At 50.6% G+C, this 15,445-nt stretch carries 15 protein-coding genes; 7 read left to right on the forward strand and 8 right to left on the reverse strand.

Annotation, left to right across the window (positions count from 1 at the left end; translation table 11 throughout):
• Nucleotides 1-3: 3 nt before the first annotated feature.
• Genes EDM56_RS13070 through EDM56_RS13095 form a run of 6 tightly spaced genes read right to left on the reverse strand, consistent with a single transcriptional unit; the run spans nt 4 to nt 5,641 of the window.
• Nucleotides 4-1,281 carry a TasA family protein gene (locus tag EDM56_RS13070; RefSeq protein WP_122918367.1) on the reverse strand — a complete coding sequence of 426 codons (1,278 nt, stop codon included), beginning with the start codon at nt 1,279-1,281 and terminating at the stop codon, nt 4-6.
• Nucleotides 1,278-1,799 (reverse strand): signal peptidase I, encoded by a 522-nt coding sequence (locus EDM56_RS13075; RefSeq protein ID WP_183192420.1) that lies wholly within the window; start codon nt 1,797-1,799, stop codon nt 1,278-1,280. Before EDM56_RS13075 ends, EDM56_RS13070 begins: the two co-directional genes overlap by 4 nt.
• A gap of 53 nt (nt 1,800-1,852) precedes the next feature.
• Nucleotides 1,853-2,251, reverse strand: a complete 399-nt coding sequence (locus EDM56_RS13080; protein ID WP_122918369.1) for a hypothetical protein — start codon at nt 2,249-2,251, stop codon at nt 1,853-1,855.
• Nucleotides 2,252-2,257: 6 nt separating this feature from the next.
• Nucleotides 2,258-3,442, reverse strand: coding sequence for an HD-GYP domain-containing protein (locus tag EDM56_RS13085; RefSeq protein WP_122918370.1), 1,185 nt, complete (start codon nt 3,440-3,442; stop codon nt 2,258-2,260).
• Nucleotides 3,439-4,077, reverse strand: a complete 639-nt coding sequence (locus EDM56_RS13090) for a response regulator (RefSeq protein ID WP_122918371.1) — start codon at nt 4,075-4,077, stop codon at nt 3,439-3,441. The genes EDM56_RS13085 and EDM56_RS13090 overlap by 4 nt, the downstream gene beginning before the upstream one ends.
• On the reverse strand, nt 4,070-5,641 hold the full coding sequence (locus EDM56_RS13095) for a sensor histidine kinase (RefSeq protein ID WP_183192421.1): 1,572 nt from the start codon (nt 5,639-5,641) through the stop codon (nt 4,070-4,072). Before EDM56_RS13095 ends, EDM56_RS13090 begins: the two co-directional genes overlap by 8 nt.
• Nucleotides 5,642-6,399: 758 nt before the next feature.
• Between EDM56_RS13095 and EDM56_RS13100 the strand changes: the two genes are divergently transcribed.
• The 4 genes from EDM56_RS13100 (at nt 6,400) to EDM56_RS13115 (ending at nt 8,795) form a co-directional block, all read left to right on the forward strand.
• Nucleotides 6,400-6,909 (forward strand): 2'-5' RNA ligase family protein, encoded by a 510-nt coding sequence (locus EDM56_RS13100; protein WP_122918373.1) that lies wholly within the window; start codon nt 6,400-6,402, stop codon nt 6,907-6,909.
• A 6-nt stretch (nt 6,910-6,915) separates the two neighbouring features.
• Nucleotides 6,916-7,362: a GNAT family N-acetyltransferase gene (locus EDM56_RS13105; RefSeq protein WP_122918374.1), complete on the forward strand. Its 447-nt coding sequence runs from the start codon at nt 6,916-6,918 to the stop codon at nt 7,360-7,362.
• Nucleotides 7,363-7,511: 149 nt separating this feature from the next.
• Nucleotides 7,512-7,820: an ArsR/SmtB family transcription factor gene (locus EDM56_RS13110; RefSeq protein WP_122918375.1), complete on the forward strand. Its 309-nt coding sequence runs from the start codon at nt 7,512-7,514 to the stop codon at nt 7,818-7,820.
• A gap of 18 nt (nt 7,821-7,838) precedes the next feature.
• A complete protein-coding gene (locus EDM56_RS13115) occupies nt 7,839-8,795 on the forward strand; it encodes a cation diffusion facilitator family transporter (RefSeq protein WP_122918442.1) in 957 nt (318 codons plus the stop codon).
• 251 nt (nt 8,796-9,046) lie between these two features.
• On the opposite strand, the gene EDM56_RS13120 is transcribed toward EDM56_RS13115, so the two are convergent.
• Nucleotides 9,047-9,895 (reverse strand): PHP domain-containing protein, encoded by an 849-nt coding sequence (locus tag EDM56_RS13120; RefSeq protein WP_122918376.1) that lies wholly within the window; start codon nt 9,893-9,895, stop codon nt 9,047-9,049.
• A 105-nt stretch (nt 9,896-10,000) separates the two neighbouring features.
• Here EDM56_RS13120 and EDM56_RS13125 point away from each other — a divergent pair, with 105 nt between their 5' ends.
• Entirely contained in the window at nt 10,001-10,348 is a 348-nt protein-coding gene (locus EDM56_RS13125) for a hypothetical protein (RefSeq protein WP_122918377.1), read from the forward strand.
• Here EDM56_RS13125 and EDM56_RS13130 read toward each other — a convergent pair.
• On the reverse strand, nt 10,319-11,233 hold the full coding sequence (locus tag EDM56_RS13130; protein ID WP_246009369.1) for an MBL fold metallo-hydrolase: 915 nt from the start codon (nt 11,231-11,233) through the stop codon (nt 10,319-10,321). The genes EDM56_RS13125 and EDM56_RS13130 overlap by 30 nt on opposite strands.
• 290 nt (nt 11,234-11,523) lie before the next feature.
• Between EDM56_RS13130 and EDM56_RS13135 the strand changes: the two genes are divergently transcribed.
• Both EDM56_RS13135 and EDM56_RS13140 read left to right on the forward strand, forming a co-directional pair.
• Entirely contained in the window at nt 11,524-12,882 is a 1,359-nt protein-coding gene (locus tag EDM56_RS13135) for a hemolysin family protein (protein WP_122918378.1), read from the forward strand.
• 162 nt (nt 12,883-13,044) lie between these two features.
• Nucleotides 13,045-15,243: a UvrD-helicase domain-containing protein gene (locus EDM56_RS13140; RefSeq protein ID WP_122918379.1), complete on the forward strand. Its 2,199-nt coding sequence runs from the start codon at nt 13,045-13,047 to the stop codon at nt 15,241-15,243.
• The last annotated feature ends 202 nt before the right edge of the window (nt 15,244-15,445 follow it).

Here is a 15,445-nt window from a genome sequence, read left to right on the forward strand (position 1 = left end):
CTCCTATTCACCCTTTGGATAATGGTTGTCAGCCAGATAGATGTCCAAATGCTGCAGATGCAAGGCCAGCTTACCGTCTGTTTCAGAAAAACCGGTGATTCCGTCCCCGATCCGCACACCATCGCTTTCAACCGCCACACCACCTACCTTGGCAAAATCGTTACGTGTCACTTGCAGCTCTACATGCTTTTCGTTTTTGACATGGATGGCTTTCTCTGCCTGTTCAAAACGGTTTTGGTCAATGACCACGCCTTGTGCATCCGCACTCATATCGATCGATACGCGATTGTTCAGAAATACATTTTGACTAATCGCCACATCCACGATAGCGCTTCCTTCCCCTTGCTCTTTTGCGCGAACCGCGGTATCGAAATCGCCAGAAAATTCACAATGACTGATGTTCACATGTGAGCCGACTTCAATCGCTGTTTGCGCGCCCGCCATAAACGTAAGACCGTCGACACTGGCAAATTCCAATCGCAAAATCGCATCGCCGGCCCCTCCGTCCGAATACAGCTTCACTTTCCCTTCTTTCCCTTTATCCGCTTGCAGCCGGATGTTTTGACCGAGCTTCAAGTTGGCAGGAAGATGGTACTCCCCCTCGCCCAAAACAAACGTGGTACCCTCCACGGCCTTTGCCAGCAGCTCCAGCGTTTCGCCTAGTCCTTGTCCGGAAAATTGCTCCGGTGTCAACGTCATGACCGGTCCCGACTGCGCAAAATAATCGCTATTAGTAGATTGCGTTGCAAGAAAGCCGAAATCCACCGAGCTTGTCAGTCCCATCACATCGTTGCCAGCGCTTTCCGGCAATGAGACGGTATAGTCAAGCGTCATCTGCGCATCTTTGTCAAAGTTGGAAATGACCACGTTCGCGCGGCTCAAGTTTTTTACTTTTCCGCTGTAGAGCAACGTATCCGATCCTGCCTCGCGTATGTCCACGATCAGCTGATCATAGACCGCGTTCTCCCCGCCATCGCCCGGCACCGCTTGCAGCGCATACTTGACCGCCGAGCTGCTTTTATTGCTCAGAACGAACGCCTTCGTCAATCTCGACCCCGGCATAAAAGCGGTTTCCCCGCTGCCAAAGGTTGCTTCCGCCGCTTTTTCTTCCGACAAATCAATGTGCAGCGTACCCGACGCGAACGTAGCCCCTACCTCTTTCGTATCCGTGAAATACGCGTACGTGCCAAAACTGGAGCTGGCTGCGATCGTTGAGATGACCACAGCACCATACGCAATCCGTTTTAACGGCCACTTCCTTGCTTCTTCCATCCACTTCATGTGAGTTCCCCCATTTTGGTTTGCTTCAGCCTTCTTTTCGAATAAATGCCGCTTGCAATCAATCCCGCGATCATCGAAAGCAGGACGGCCGGTTTTTGCAAAAAGTGATAGATGCTCGCCAAATGCGGAATGACAGCAACCATTCTGCCGACGACACGGTCAGGTGCGGTCCATCCCCCATCCTTCACCACATTGGCATCTCCTTTCGTCTGTAGGTAACCGTTATGTAATCGCTGCACGATGCGGTGCGTAATGACCGATTGATGCGCTTGGTCTTCCCAAAACGTGACGATCTCCCCGGGTCTTGGTTCCGTTGTCCCATAGCGTTCAACAACGATCAGATCGCCCGCTTGAAGCGTCGGCTCCATGCTTCCGGTCAACACGGACAAAAATCGCCATTTCGCCACACCGGGCATATGATCCGCATTCCATTTCGCGCTTGTATAAAAGAGCAGGTTTACTAGTACAAATACAAGAAGCACACCTGAAATGACTTGACGCAGCAACGTTCGCTTCACCCTGCCCGCCCCCTTTCCTTCATTGTAATCATGATCGTGGTTTCTCTCTTCCATCAGGAGAAGGACTTGTCGACGTGGAAAGATGATATTCTCTCATCCTGATGCAGGTGCCCTCTCATACTGAAGGATGAGTCGCCATCCCTCCCTACATCGACAGTAGATGAAAAGGAAAAAGCTCTGCGGCTGTTACGCAGAGCTTTCATCACATGTCGGCTTGTTGTGCCGCACATCATATGCTGTTGAGAGATGTCCGCCTGATTTCTCGGTTTTTTCCGGTTTCGTATCCGTAATATCAAGCCCGCAATAGGGACAAATCCACGTGCCCCACTCACCGCTGCTGAAAGATTGCCGATGACATCCATCGCATCTTTTTGAAAGCATTGCTTGTACCCTCTTTTCTTTTTTCCGAAATATACCAATCGCTCACAAAAAAGGATATCGCATTCCAGCATGATCTTTTATCCACTTTTAAGCGGATGCAGACCTACTTTTGACGGAAGTGACTGCTCGTGGCTGTTGTGTGCACTGCCCATAGAGATCGTCTCGGCGAGTGCCTCGATGACATCTTCCGCAAACGCGGTGCCTTGGGTCAGACGAATTTCGCTCAATGCATCCTGCGCCTCCACCATCCCACGGTAAGACCGCGGAGAAACCAAAGCAATGTAGCATTCGGCGATCCCCAACACTTGTGACAATAGCGGAATCTTGTCCCCGGTCAAACAATGGGGGTACCCTGTGCCATCCACGCGTTCATGATGGAAGCTGAGTGCATCGATAATCCGCCGGTACGCCGGTTCGTCAGGCAAAAACTCCTTTGCGAAAAAGCAATGCTCTTTCACCATTTGGTACTCAAAATCCGTCAATTTTCCCTCTTTGTCGAAAAAATAATCGGGCCATTTGATCCGGCTGACGTAATGGAGCAGAACGATCATCCGCAGCTCCCATTCTTCGACATCGCTGCGCAGGGCACGAAGCATGCTTTTCATCAGCACATGCATTGTCTCGATTTCGTCCCGCGACGTTTGGGTCTTCCTTTCTACGACCGGGACTAACGCATGCACCATACGATACAGCTGCTTCCGCTCTTTTTTAGCCTGCTGCACCTGCACGCTCATTTTCAGTTTTTTCGAGTAGGAAAAAACGAGAAAGGCGAGCAGCATTCCCCCGATCATCAGGGAAGCGCGATACAAAGCCAAAATGACCATCTGCTCTTTCGTCGACACGTCAAGCATCATTCGCAGCTCGCTGAAGACGATGAAGCCATACGCAAAAAAGCACGCGCCGCTCCAGACCAGAAACATCTTTTGGCTTTGGTAAAAGCTGATCACCAGCAGGTAAATCACGAATAACGCCCACATTTCCCGTACGCCAAACGGATTGTTGTAAGCAACCAAGGAAATGAACAGCAAGAAAGAAAAGGCAGCGAACTGGATCGAGTCGATCAGATCAAAAAAATGAGTGCGATGCAGCACATACAAAATCCACAAAATAACGGATGCGGCGAGGCTGACTAAAACGACCGAATACAACACATCTATGGCGTTCATCATCCTCAACGCACCCAACGCAACGGAAAAGACGGTGAGCAAAGTGGCTGCAACGAACATGATCCGCTCCGTAAAGAGAATATACAGACTTCTCATGATGTAGGCACCTTGACATATCCGTTTTTAATCGCAAACAGGACGGCCTGTGAACGGTTCGGTTGACCCGTCTTACGCAAGATGCTGCTCACATGTGTCTTCACGGTTGCTTCGGTGATATACAGCTTCTCCGCAATTTCCTGATTGCTCAAGTTCTCGACGATCAGCTGAAAGATTTCCTGCTCCCGCTCTGTCAGCTCCAACTGTTTTGAATCCTGCTTCCTTTGTTTGCTTATTTTCGGCTGATAGCAGGAGTATCCCATGTACACCATCTCCATGGTACTGAGAATCTGCTCGGGCATGGTATCCTTCATAATATAGCCGTCGATTCCCGCTTCCAACGCCTGATAAATATCTTCGCTTTCGTCAAAAGCGGTCAAAATCATGATTTTCATCTCGGGCAATTGCTCTTTCAGCTTTTTGCAGCTATCAAAAACCGGGTTACCAGGCATCTTCAAATCAGAAACAATCAGATCCGGCGAAAGCAGGAGGGCCTTGTGCATCAATTCATCACCGTTCGCCGCTTCAGAAACCACTTTGTATTTCGGCACGGACTCCAGTATGAGCTTCATCCCTTCGCGCACAATGCGATGATCATCTGCCAGCAGCACGCGAACCTGTTTTTTCTCATCCATTCGTTGTATACCCCCATCTCGGAATAACTGCAACTACCAATGTGCCTTTCGATGCTTCAGAATGGATGGTCACGGTACCGCCCACCCGTTCCACCCGCTCCTTCATTCCGATCAAGCCAAACCGCTCTTTCCGATGCGCCTGCTCCTGAACAGCAAACCCTCGGCCATTATCCCGGACCGTTACCGTCCACTGTACGGCAGTTGCTTCGAGCACGACGTGCAATTCGTCGGCCCTTGCATGCTTGAGCACGTTGTAGACGCTCTCCTCCACGAAGCGATAGATCGCTTCCTCGACCAAGACATTTTCCTTTACCACTCGTCCTCTCGTCACATACTCCAGATGCAGGCTGCTGTTTGCCGTCGTTCGCCCGAGCAATTTGCGAACAGCGTCAAATATATGGCAGGGCTCGTATTCGTCGCGCAAATTAGCGATGACGTCCCGCACTTCCAAATGGCACTCTTTCACCTGCTGCTCCATTCCTTCCATTGCGCTTGCAAGCTCGTCGTTATGGATCGGCTGCATGTTTTGCTTCATCCGAAAGAGCTGCGCAGACAGAAAAAACAGCTGCTGTGCCAGTCCGTCATGCATGTCCTGGGCCAGCTTTTTGCGCAAATAACTGTGCGCTGCTTCATTTGTTTCCACTTTTAGGGAGATGAGCCTGAGATGCAGCTTCACTACACATGACACAACATTCAGAAAAAAGAGATCGGTCCGTGTGAGCGAGCGCTTTTCTTCCAACGGAATAACGATGATTCCGGCCAGACTACCATTTTCCAGCAGCGGATAGTAATAGTAACCATCTTCATGATCACATGTTGGGCTAACCACGCCTGCTTTTTGCAGCGGGAACGCGTTTGTTCTTTGCTGCTCTACCACCTTTGTGCGATAGAGAGCCTTAAGCCATTCACCAGAATGCTCTTGTTCGAGTGAATCATAAAAGAAAACGTGCTGCACTTCCAAAATCCGTATGAGCAATACCTCCACGTGCGCCGCGATGTCAGCCGTTTGGACAACCGCAGGCACGCTCCGTAAAAACCGCAGCAGCAAGAGCGCATTACGGTACTGTTTCAGCAAATAGGACACAACATAGCTGCCGAGCAGGTACAGCGTCACAAAGGTGAAGCCTTGCATGATGATATGAAGCTGTTTGGTCATCGTCTCGTCAAGAATAATCGCGTTGCTCGGATCAGTGGGCACTAACATGGTCGTCAAAAAAAAGAGCAACGCGTAAGCAAGCAGGGGAACTCCCCACATTTGAAACGCGAAAAGGAGCAAGGAGGAATAAGCTTGGTAGACGAGCGGCGACGACCACCCATCGGTCATCACTAGCAAAAATGCGCTGATCAAGCTATCAAAAACAGCCAGCAGGATTTGCTTTTTTTGCGAGACCGGTCGAAAAAGTAAGATGGACACCACGATATTCACAGCGAATAACAAAGACAAAAGCAAAAATAAAAGTGTCGAATCTGGTATTGCCGTTATGTAAAACAGGCAGATCGTCAAGCAGATGAACCAGCGATAGAGTACAAGAAAAATACGAAAATTGCTTACAATTCCTCTCATGTTTGGCAGCACCATTTTCTTCACGAACTGGATAAGGGGTAACTTCCTTTCATGCTACGTGATTCCCCTACTTCCCGCAATAGACTTAAAATGTCGAACCCGATGTCGAAGTGCGACATTCTCCACGCAGCAGCGACCGAATCTTTTTTCCTTTCTACCTCCGTTGCACGCATGTTTTTCCCTCTCTGTTAATCAACTTACAAGAATCATGCCAATGTTCTTCTAGAGAAATCTGAATAAAATCGCCTTTTCTCGTCCTGTTACTCTTTTTTCACCATAGGTTTATCACAAAACTATCATTCTCTTTCGCATGATTTCGCACGAAAAATCCTTCTTTCGCATACTTTCTCATATTGAGAAGAATTTATCAGCAGCACGCACACTGCGAAAAACCTTCTATCGCTAAGCGCTTGCCACTTTTTTGTCCTACTTTTGTTAGTAAGGAACGGAACTGGTCATACTAGAGGGCAGGTGCTGAAGAAAAAAAGCACTCCCACCATAGAGAGTGCTTTTTCGCTCGCTTATTCCGCCCGCCTGATGACCCGAAATAATGTGTACATAATCAGCGACAACGTCAGGAGAACCAAAAAAATGAACGTGATCATAATAGCTAATTTCATCAAAATCCCTCCACTCCGGTTAGTTTTGCCAAAGGGTAACCGGAATATGCGCGAGTGAACTTATAATTATACAAACTCGTATTTATTTGCTAAAATAAAAACCATTCGACAGTGAAACATAACTAAGGAGGGATTTTTTTGAAGTACAGTGTCGTTATTTTTCCTTCTAGTAAAGTTCAAGAATTTGCGAACCAATACCGCAAGCGTTACGATTCAACGTATGCGCTGATCCCACCTTTCATCCGTTTGAAAGAAGCTTTTGAACTCGATGATGCCAAACTGCCTGAGCTGGTGGAGCATTTGCAGCAGGTGGCCGAACATACAGACAGCTTTACTGCCAAGTTCCATCGTTTCAGCACGTTCCATCCGACAAATAACGTGATTTATCTCGGTATCCAAAATAAAGAGGCGTTTGAAGAGCTGCACCATCAAGTGATTGAGTGCTGTTCCAGCCGTCCGGAAACTTACGCTTTCGTACCGCATCTGACAATCGGTCGCGATTTTGCAGATGACGAGCTGAAAGATGTGTATGGCCAATTGACCATGGCGAAAGTGGATCTGGAAACCGAAATCGACCGTTTTCACCTCATTTACCAATTGGAGGACGGTATCTGGAGCGTGTATCAATCCTTCCAGCTGCGCAAGTAACGGATCATGAACATCGGGTATGACATCCGCGTGGCGGAGACAGAGGCTGATCGAGATGCGGCCTTCTTTGTCCGCCGCGCCGTTTTTATTGACGAACAGCAAGTTCCAGAGGAGATCGAGATGGATCAGTTCGACGAGTTCCTTTCACCGACGATCCATTTTGTCGCAACCAAAGGGACACAGCCGGTCGGCGCCGCACGTCTCCGCACCTATGCGGAGGGCATCGGCAAAGTCGAGCGAGTCGCTGTAACCGGGTCTGAGCGCGGGACGGGCCTTGGTCGGGCACTGATGGAAGCGCTGGAGCAAACCGCCCGTGGGCAAGGCTATGAAAAGCTGAAGCTGAACGCGCAATGCCATGCGCAGCGTTTTTATGAAAAACTAGGATATGGGCAAGTCGGCGAGATGTTTGTGGAAGCAGGCATCGATCATGTCGCCATGGAAAAAAAGCTGTAGTGCTATTGATGAAGGCGTTCCCTTTGAGGGGAGCGTCTTTTCTTTTTGTGCGGAAGGAATTGACAAATTCGGTTTGGTTGAATAAACTGTATATGAGCATATGATCATATAGTTTAATAAATACTTTAATGAAAGGCAGGATTTTTATCATGAAACAATCTTCTCATCATTTTTTAACAGCTGAAACAGTCGAAGCTGTCGCGCAAGTGTTTAAAGCGCTGGGTGATCCCACCAGGGTCAAAATCCTGCACCTGCTCTCGCAAGAAGAATGCGCGGTGTCTCATATCGCTGAAGTACTCGAATTGTCGCAATCCGCTGTTTCCCACCAGCTTGCTTATTTGAAAAATTTGCGTCTGGTCAAAGCTAAGCGTCAAGGGAACCAGTTTTTTTATTCCTATGACGACGATCACGTTATCACCCTTTTAAAACAAGCCATTCATCATATCGAACACGAGTAAGGAGGGACTTTCATGCATATGCACGGTCATTCGCACTCCCATCACGGACATGATCACGGTCACGGGCACGCTCATGGACACGCTCATCATGGCCATGACCACGCCCGGGAAGGGAATAAAAAAGGATTGATGCTGGCTCTCATCATCACTGCTGGCATCATGCTGCTTGAATTTTTCGGGGGCCTTTTCACGAACAGCTTGGCGCTGCTCTCCGATTCGGGCCATATGCTTAGCGATGCCAGCTCCTTGGCGCTGAGCATCGTTGCCATCTGGTTTGCCACTCGCCCTGCCTCGCCCGCGAAATCGTATGGGTATTACCGCTTTGAAATTTTGGCTGCCCTATTCAATGGCGTGTCGCTTTTCATCGTGGCAGGCTTCATCATTTGGGAAGCATGGGAACGTTTCTGGAATCCGCCGGTCGTCGCCAGCGGCTCGATGATGATCATCGCATTCGTCGGGCTTGCCGCCAATCTTCTTTCCGCTTGGGCATTGTTACGCAAAGGCGATGTAAAGAACAACGTCAATTTGCGCAGTGCTTACTTGCATGTGATCGGCGATGCACTCGGTTCGGTCGGGGCGATCGCAGCGGGTCTGATCATGTCGGTGTTCGGCTGGTACGTCGCCGATCCGCTCATCAGCGTCATTGTCGCCTTGCTGATCCTAAAAGGAGCTTGGAACGTGATCGCTCACGCCCTACACGTTTTGATGGAAGGGACGCCTGTCACCGTTGACCAAGTAAAAGTGCGCCAAACATTGGAGCAAATCGAGGGGGTTTTGAATGTGCATGACATGCACATTTGGACGATTACGTCCGGGCTTGATTCCTTTAGCTGCCACCTGCTGATCACGGAAGATACCGACGGTCAGGCAGTGCTGCAGACCGCGATCCATCAGCTGGAGGAGACTTTCAACATTGCGCATTGCACGATTCAGGTGGAGAAGCCTGGGTTGAGGCATTCAGAGAGTAGGGTTTGAGCAAAAGGCTGGTTGAGGCTGCTGTGGTGGCATGGGGTTTTTGAAAATAGTTGCGCCACCGCTCTTACAATTCCCTGCGCGGATGTTTTCAAGGTTTGTTGGGATTGTAAAGGCGGTCGCTCCACTATTTTCAAAAACCCTTCGCTGCAGTGGTAATGCTCCGCCAACCTTTTGTTCAGGAGGGAAAAAATAAAAAAAAGAAGAAGAAAAGTCCCTTCGATGCGATGGGACTTTTTCTTCTTTTTGATGATTTAGCGTCCCTTTCTTAGGGATGCGATTTTTCTTAGTTTTTCTACTGCGGTCATTTCTGCTGTTTTGGAGCCGAGCATGGCGTGGTAAGGCTCTTCGCCGCGCCAGCCGTGGAAGTCGGAGCCTCCTGTGAGGATCAGGCCGTACTCTTCGCCGAGTTTGCGGTATCGTTCTTGTGCGGCTTCATCGTGGTCGGGGTGCCAGACTTCGATGCCGTCCAGGCCGTAGACGATCAGCGATTCCACCAGCTCGTCGTCACCGTAGAGGCCTGGATGCGCGAGAACGGCTGCTCCTCCTACCTCGCGGATGAATTTGATCGCTTCCTCCGGCGTCATTCGCTTGGGCGTGGTGTAGGCTGCACCGCCTTTGCCCAAATATTTGTCGAACGCTTCAGCGATGGATTCCACGACTCCCAAGCGGACCAGTTCTTCAGCGATATGCGGACGACCGATATTTTTTTCGACGTCTTGCTTTTGCGCATAAATCGCTTCTAGCGTGATGTCGATGCCAAGTGACCGCAAGCGCTCGACGATCAATTTGTTTCGTTCGTGCCGCGCATCTCGCAGGCGTGCCAGTCGCTCATGCAATTCAGCCGACTCATATGGGATGAAATAGCCCAGCACATGGATGTCTTGTCCACCGGCAACCGAGCTGATCTCGACGCCAGGGATCACCTCGATGCCTTCTTCCTTGCCTGCCTCCACCGCTTCCGCGATGCCAGCGGCCGTGTCATGATCCGTAATTGCTACGGCGGCAAGCCCCTGTTTTTTGGCAAGCCGCACATTTTCCGCCGGCGCGTTCGTGCCGTCAGAAGCGAGCGTATGGGTATGCAAATCTGCCCGTTGACTCACTCTCATTCCTCCTCTGTGATCTCCCGTAATTTATGCATTCGCATGTATGAAAGGGCTTTGCTCCTCATATATATGGGGAAAAATGACGCCTCAAGGGGGATCTGCATGATCTTAAAAAGCAAAACCTTACGCAGCGTCGCGCAGCCATTGAGTTCCATCGACAAACTGTTGCGCCAACAAGGCTTCCGTCCAGCAGCGGGAGAGCACCCGCCTATGTATGATGTGGTCATTTACGATTCCGCGACGAACTGCTCCTATTTTTTGCGAATCCCAACCAATATTTTGCATGATCATCCCCACACTGGCGAGGTGATTGTCAAATTCGGCACACCCTCGCTTGAATCAAAAGCGCTTACAACAATTCCCGATGAAATTCGGCAAGCAGCCGAGCATAAGCTTGCAGAAGTCGCCGATTACTTGGCCTCAACTCAGCCTCGTGCTCGAGAAGCGTAGCTGATTATCCACGAATCGGTAGCTAATCCGCTCTTCCTGCAAAAGTCCGACCAGATAGCCCATGAACGCCGTCCGAAACAACACATAGCCCGAAAGATTATCCAGCTTGATTTCCAATTGATTGCAGATGTGCATCAAGCCTTCTTCCAAGGTAGCCTCCGTCGAATATAACGCTTCGATTCGATCGAGCAGCTCCTTGTGACAGCGAATGTTTGCTTCCAAGACCGCATCCACAGATGTTTCAAAGCTGCCATGTCCGGGCAGATACCCTTCGTAATTCGTTGCCTGCAGTTTGGCTAAGCTGTGCAGCGTTTCGCGGGCATCGACCAGAAATGGCAGCTTGTGTTTTTTTAGCGTTTCCTCGCCGAAGAAACTGTCGGCTGCATAGCAGATCCCTTCAGCCGCAATGCCAATCTGATTGTAGCTGTGACCTGGCAGGGCGAGCAGTTCCAATTCCATCCCATCGATCGTGATCGTCCCTTGCGACGGGAGAATATGGTCCACCCGCGAGCTTTCCGCGAGCAAGAACTTGTTTTTTAGCTCTTTTAACGGTGACGCTCCCATCCCGAGATAAATCGGCTCCAGCAACGGATTGCGGATCATCGCCTCCTCTAGCTCCGGAGCGTAGACGACCGCATCGGGGAACTGTCCGAGCAGATAAGCATTGCCGCCGAAATGATCCGCGTGCGCATGCGTCTGCACAATCGCCACCAGCTTTTGCCCGATTTCGTCCAATCCTTTTTTCAGCTTTTTTGCATTTTGCGTATCAAGTCCGGAATCAATCAGGATCGCACCCGTTTCTCCCAGCAAAATGCCGATATTCACACTTCCGGCAAAAAAACCGGTCCGTTCACCCACCATAATCGGCGCATATATGGCAGCCATTTGAATCCCTCCTCCCTTATTGCTCTACAATACCAAGAAGCATCCCTTCCATCAAATTCCTGACTGCGAAAAAAATCAGCGCTTTTTTGTCGGAATGGTATCAAAGCGGTGATAACATTCGCAGATGTCATATTTTGGAGCGTAATCTCGATTCTTACGATTTCCACTCTTTTGACGATGTGCTGCTCCTATTGGTATACTTAGTAAAATGCTGTGTAACAGCGAGAATCTGATATCACGTATGGAGGTGAATTCTCCTTCCCTCCAAATCATGGGGCAAGGAGAGCTACTTGGACAGTATTCCGATAGGGGAGAGTCTTTTCAATCTGCTGCTGATTCTCTTTTTGGTCTTTATTAACGGCTTCTTTGTAGCAGCAGAATTTGCGCTAGTAAAGGTGCGCCAAACTCGTATTACCCAGCTTGTCAGCGAAGGAAATGTGCGGGCACGCTACGCCAAAGAGGTGACGCAGAAGCTGGACGCTTACCTCTCCGCATCGCAGCTTGGCATCACGCTCGCATCGCTTGGCCTCGGTTGGGTGGGTGAACCTGCGATCGCCAAAGTGGTTGAGCCGCTCCTGCACCAGTTCCACTTGCCAGCGTATCTCATTTCCGCCTTGTCGTTTGCCATCGGCTTCGGGTTCATTACGTTTTTGCACATCGTTTTGGGTGAATTGGCCCCCAAATCATTAGCGATTCAAAAGGCGGAATCCACCTCATTGTGGACTGCAGCACCGCTCATCCTGTTTTATAAAATCAGTTATCCGGCGATCATGCTCTTAAACGGTTCAGCCAACTTCTTTCTGCGCCGTTTGGGATTGGAACCGGCCACTGACCAGGAGTCGGCACATACGGAAGAAGAAATTCGCTTGCTTGTGAACGAAAGCCACAAAAGCGGCCACATTGACCAGGACGAGATGGATCTGGTCGACAATGTGTTTGATTTTTCCGAACGTCTGGCACGAGAAATCATGATTCCTCGTATCGACATGTTTTGCCTGTATGACGACAACACTTTTGAAGAAAACCTGGAGATTATTCGCAGCTCACGCCACTCCCGCTTCCCTGTTGCGCATGAGGATAAAGACCGTCTGATCGGCTTCGTACATGCGTCCGACTTTTATCTCAAAGCGTTGACGGATGGCGATGTGAACCTGAATGAATTCCTCCGCCCGCTCTTGACCGTACCAGAATCCATGGAAATCAGCCATGTGCTGCGCCTGATGCAAAAACGCCGCTCCCAAATCGCGATCGTCATCGACGAGTATGGAGGTACCGCCGGTTTGCTTACGATGGAAGACATTCTGGAGGAGATCGTCGGCGACATCCAGGATGAGTTCGACGAGAATGAGCGCCCGGAAGTGGAAAAATCAAATGATGATGAGCTCTCTGTTTCAGGAAAAACCCTGTTATCTGAGTTGAACGATTATATATCCGTTGACATTCACTCCGATGAAGTGGATACGATCGCCGGGTGGCTGTACAGTCATTTGAACGAGGACATCGCTGTCGGCAAATCGGTTCATTACCGCAACTACGTCTTCACAATCACTGAGCTTGATAGCCACCGGATCACCCGTGTCGGCATCACGCACGTGCCGGAAGAAGGGGACGCAGATAATGAAGACAGCTTGCTCAAACAAGCGCAATAATGAATGGTAACCATACTGATCCGGCTGTTGATGCCTCAAACATCAACAGCCGTTTTTTTCTGCACCGACGAATCAACGCTCTTAAAATCCACGTCAACCCCTTACATTCAGTCATCCATCTGCTAGGATAGATAAGTATGCCATGATTGAGGTGACGACGAGTTGAAAACAGCTCTCCTACATACGAAACAAATTCAGCTGACCGCTGACAACTATGACCAGATCGCCTATTGGCGCCACATGGACAGGCAAGGCAAGCTGCTTTGCCCCCATTGCAGCCAGCCGGTGACGATTGTTGCTGGTATCAGCACCGAGCCGCACTTTGTTCATCGAAAAGAGGCCGCGGCCTGCGAGGCTGATGAGACGATTGCGTTAGCGCTCGCGGAAGTGGCGGCCGCCCAAGTCGCAAACCACGACTATCGCAAGCGACTCGTTCCCCGCAAAATGATTCAACAGCTGGCTCACAAGAGCGAGGAGCCGCTTCATCCTGAGCAGGAGCGCGCGGTCCATTCGACAGAAGGCCCCCTGCTGATCCTGGCCGGCGCTGGGAGCGGCAAAACCCGCGTGATGACTGCTCGCGCCGCCCACTTGATCCAGGAAAAAGGCGTAGATTCCCGCAGCCTGATGATGGTGACCTTTACGACAAAGGCAGCTGAGGAAATGAAGCATCGGCTGCGCGGCCAGCTCTCCCCCGCACAGTTAAACGGATTGATCACCGGGACATTTCACAGCATTTTCTTTAAAATCTTGCTGCATGAACGTCCAGGTGAATGGGACCCGCAGCGCCTCTTGAAACAAGACTGGCTTAAGCTCAAGCTGCTGCGGGAAAGCGGTGTGCTTGCTCAAATGGACCCGCCGGTTACTAGCGAGGCCGAGCTGTCACAAGCGCTCTCGATCATCAGCCGCTGGAAAAATGAATATTTGCTGCCCGAGCATTTGTCAATCCGCCCACTCGATACGGCAGAGGAGCAATCCGCTCTCGCCCTCTATCCGCTTTATGAGGAAGCCAAGCAGCGCGGGCGGTGGTTCGACTTTGACGATATGCTGATCGGCTGCTACCAACTGCTGCGGACGGACGAAACGGTGCGGAACCGATACCAAAGCCGCATTCGCTATCTAATGATCGATGAGTTTCAAGATATCAACCGGGTACAGTACGAGACCGTCAAGCTGTTCGCCGCGCCAGAAAACAACCTGTGTGTCATCGGCGACGACGACCAGTCCATTTACGCGTTCCGCGGCAGCAACCCGCAGTACATTCTTGGTTTTTCTAACGATTTCCCTACGGCGCAAACGATTACGCTGGAAGTCAACTATCGTTCCCGCCCCTCTATCGTCGGACTCGGCTACTCGCTGATCGGTAACAACCAGGCCCGACATGCGAAAAAACTCAAGTCGTTTCACGGTGAGGACGGAGAGAATTATTTGTTTTATCCCGACGATGAGGAGGAGCAAGCCTCCCGCATCGTCGATGAGATCACCCATCAGCTTGCTCACGGTGCGAGTGCAGACCAGATGGCTATCTTGTTCCGCACGCATGAGTCGGCTCGCCCTGTAGTAGAACGGCTGTGGGAAGCCAAAATCCCCTTTGCCTTCACTGGTGAAGAAGAACCGTTTTACCGTAAACAGGCGGTCCGCTGGGGACTCGGCTATTTGCGTCTTGCCAAGAATCCGGATGATGCTGACGCCTTGCGCGACGTTTTACCTACGCTCTACATCGCACAAAGCCAGTGGAATGCGATCCGCAGCCAGGCGATTCTCGACGATGTCCCGCTCGCCCATGTCTTACCGCGGTTGCCTGGGTTGAAGTCGTTTCAAAAAACACAGTTGAAAGCCTTTTTGGCGATTTTGGACGAGGTGCCGAAGCTGACACCGGCACAAGCGCTGGAATTCATTTATGAGGACGGCAAGCTCCGCGACTATGTGAAGAAAAAAAACAAAGAGCGTCCTGAGCAGGAAAGTCAGGCAGCCACCGACGACCTGCAACAGCTGTATGGCGCAGCCAAACGACATGAAACGATCGACAGCTTCCTGCATTTCGTCACCCAGCAGCTCAATCGTGACCGCAGCGGTGCGCGGCAAAATGCCGAGCCGTCCGTACAGGTGATGAGCATCCATCGCGCCAAAGGGCTCGAATTCGACACGGTATTTCTGCTCGATTTGGTCGAGGGGTCCCTCCCCCACGAATACGCGCTGGACGAGCTGCGGCGCGGCAAGCGCGATGCGATCGAGGAAGAGCGTCGGCTCATGTATGTGGCCATCACGCGCGCCAGGCACCAGCTGTTCGTCGGCATTCCCCAAGAGCGCTTTGGCCGAAAGACACGGGTTTCCCGCTTCATTAAGGAAATGGCTGGCTTATAAGGGCTTGCAACATTTCCGATCGTCGTGTATATTGCAAATAGTTTCCAAATCTTTGATGGTACTCAGGAGGTACAGACCCTTGAAAGTTGTTCTCGTTAGCAAAAGACCACAACTTCATAGCGAAAACATGTACCGGGTTCGATCCTGACCATCATTGGTACCGGCATCTTTTGCCGTTTACCTTCATCCAGTAATCAATCCA

This window comes from Brevibacillus fluminis (assembly GCF_003710825.1).
Classification (GTDB): domain Bacteria; phylum Bacillota; class Bacilli; order Brevibacillales; family Brevibacillaceae; genus Brevibacillus_D; species Brevibacillus_D fluminis.

What these genes read in the sequence shown, in the direction of transcription:
- EDM56_RS13125 (WP_122918377.1), top strand. Translation starts at nt 10,001, where the DNA reads ATGATCTTAAAAAGCAAAACCTTACGCAGCGTCGCGCAGCCATTGAGT.
- EDM56_RS13095 (WP_183192421.1), bottom strand. Translation starts at nt 5,641, where the DNA reads ATGAGAGGAATTGTAAGCAATTTTCGTATTTTTCTTGTACTCTATCGC.
- EDM56_RS13070 (WP_122918367.1), bottom strand. Translation starts at nt 1,281, where the DNA reads ATGAAGTGGATGGAAGAAGCAAGGAAGTGGCCGTTAAAACGGATTGCG.
- EDM56_RS13085 (WP_122918370.1), bottom strand. Translation starts at nt 3,442, where the DNA reads ATGAGAAGTCTGTATATTCTCTTTACGGAGCGGATCATGTTCGTTGCA.
- EDM56_RS13110 (WP_122918375.1), top strand. Translation starts at nt 7,512, where the DNA reads ATGAAACAATCTTCTCATCATTTTTTAACAGCTGAAACAGTCGAAGCT.
- EDM56_RS13115 (WP_122918442.1), top strand. Translation starts at nt 7,839, where the DNA reads ATGCACGGTCATTCGCACTCCCATCACGGACATGATCACGGTCACGGG.
- EDM56_RS13090 (WP_122918371.1), bottom strand. Translation starts at nt 4,077, where the DNA reads ATGGATGAGAAAAAACAGGTTCGCGTGCTGCTGGCAGATGATCATCGC.
- EDM56_RS13080 (WP_122918369.1), bottom strand. Translation starts at nt 2,251, where the DNA reads ATGCTGGAATGCGATATCCTTTTTTGTGAGCGATTGGTATATTTCGGA.
- EDM56_RS13105 (WP_122918374.1), top strand. Translation starts at nt 6,916, where the DNA reads ATGAACATCGGGTATGACATCCGCGTGGCGGAGACAGAGGCTGATCGA.
- EDM56_RS13130 (WP_246009369.1), bottom strand. Translation starts at nt 11,233, where the DNA reads ATGGCTGCCATATATGCGCCGATTATGGTGGGTGAACGGACCGGTTTT.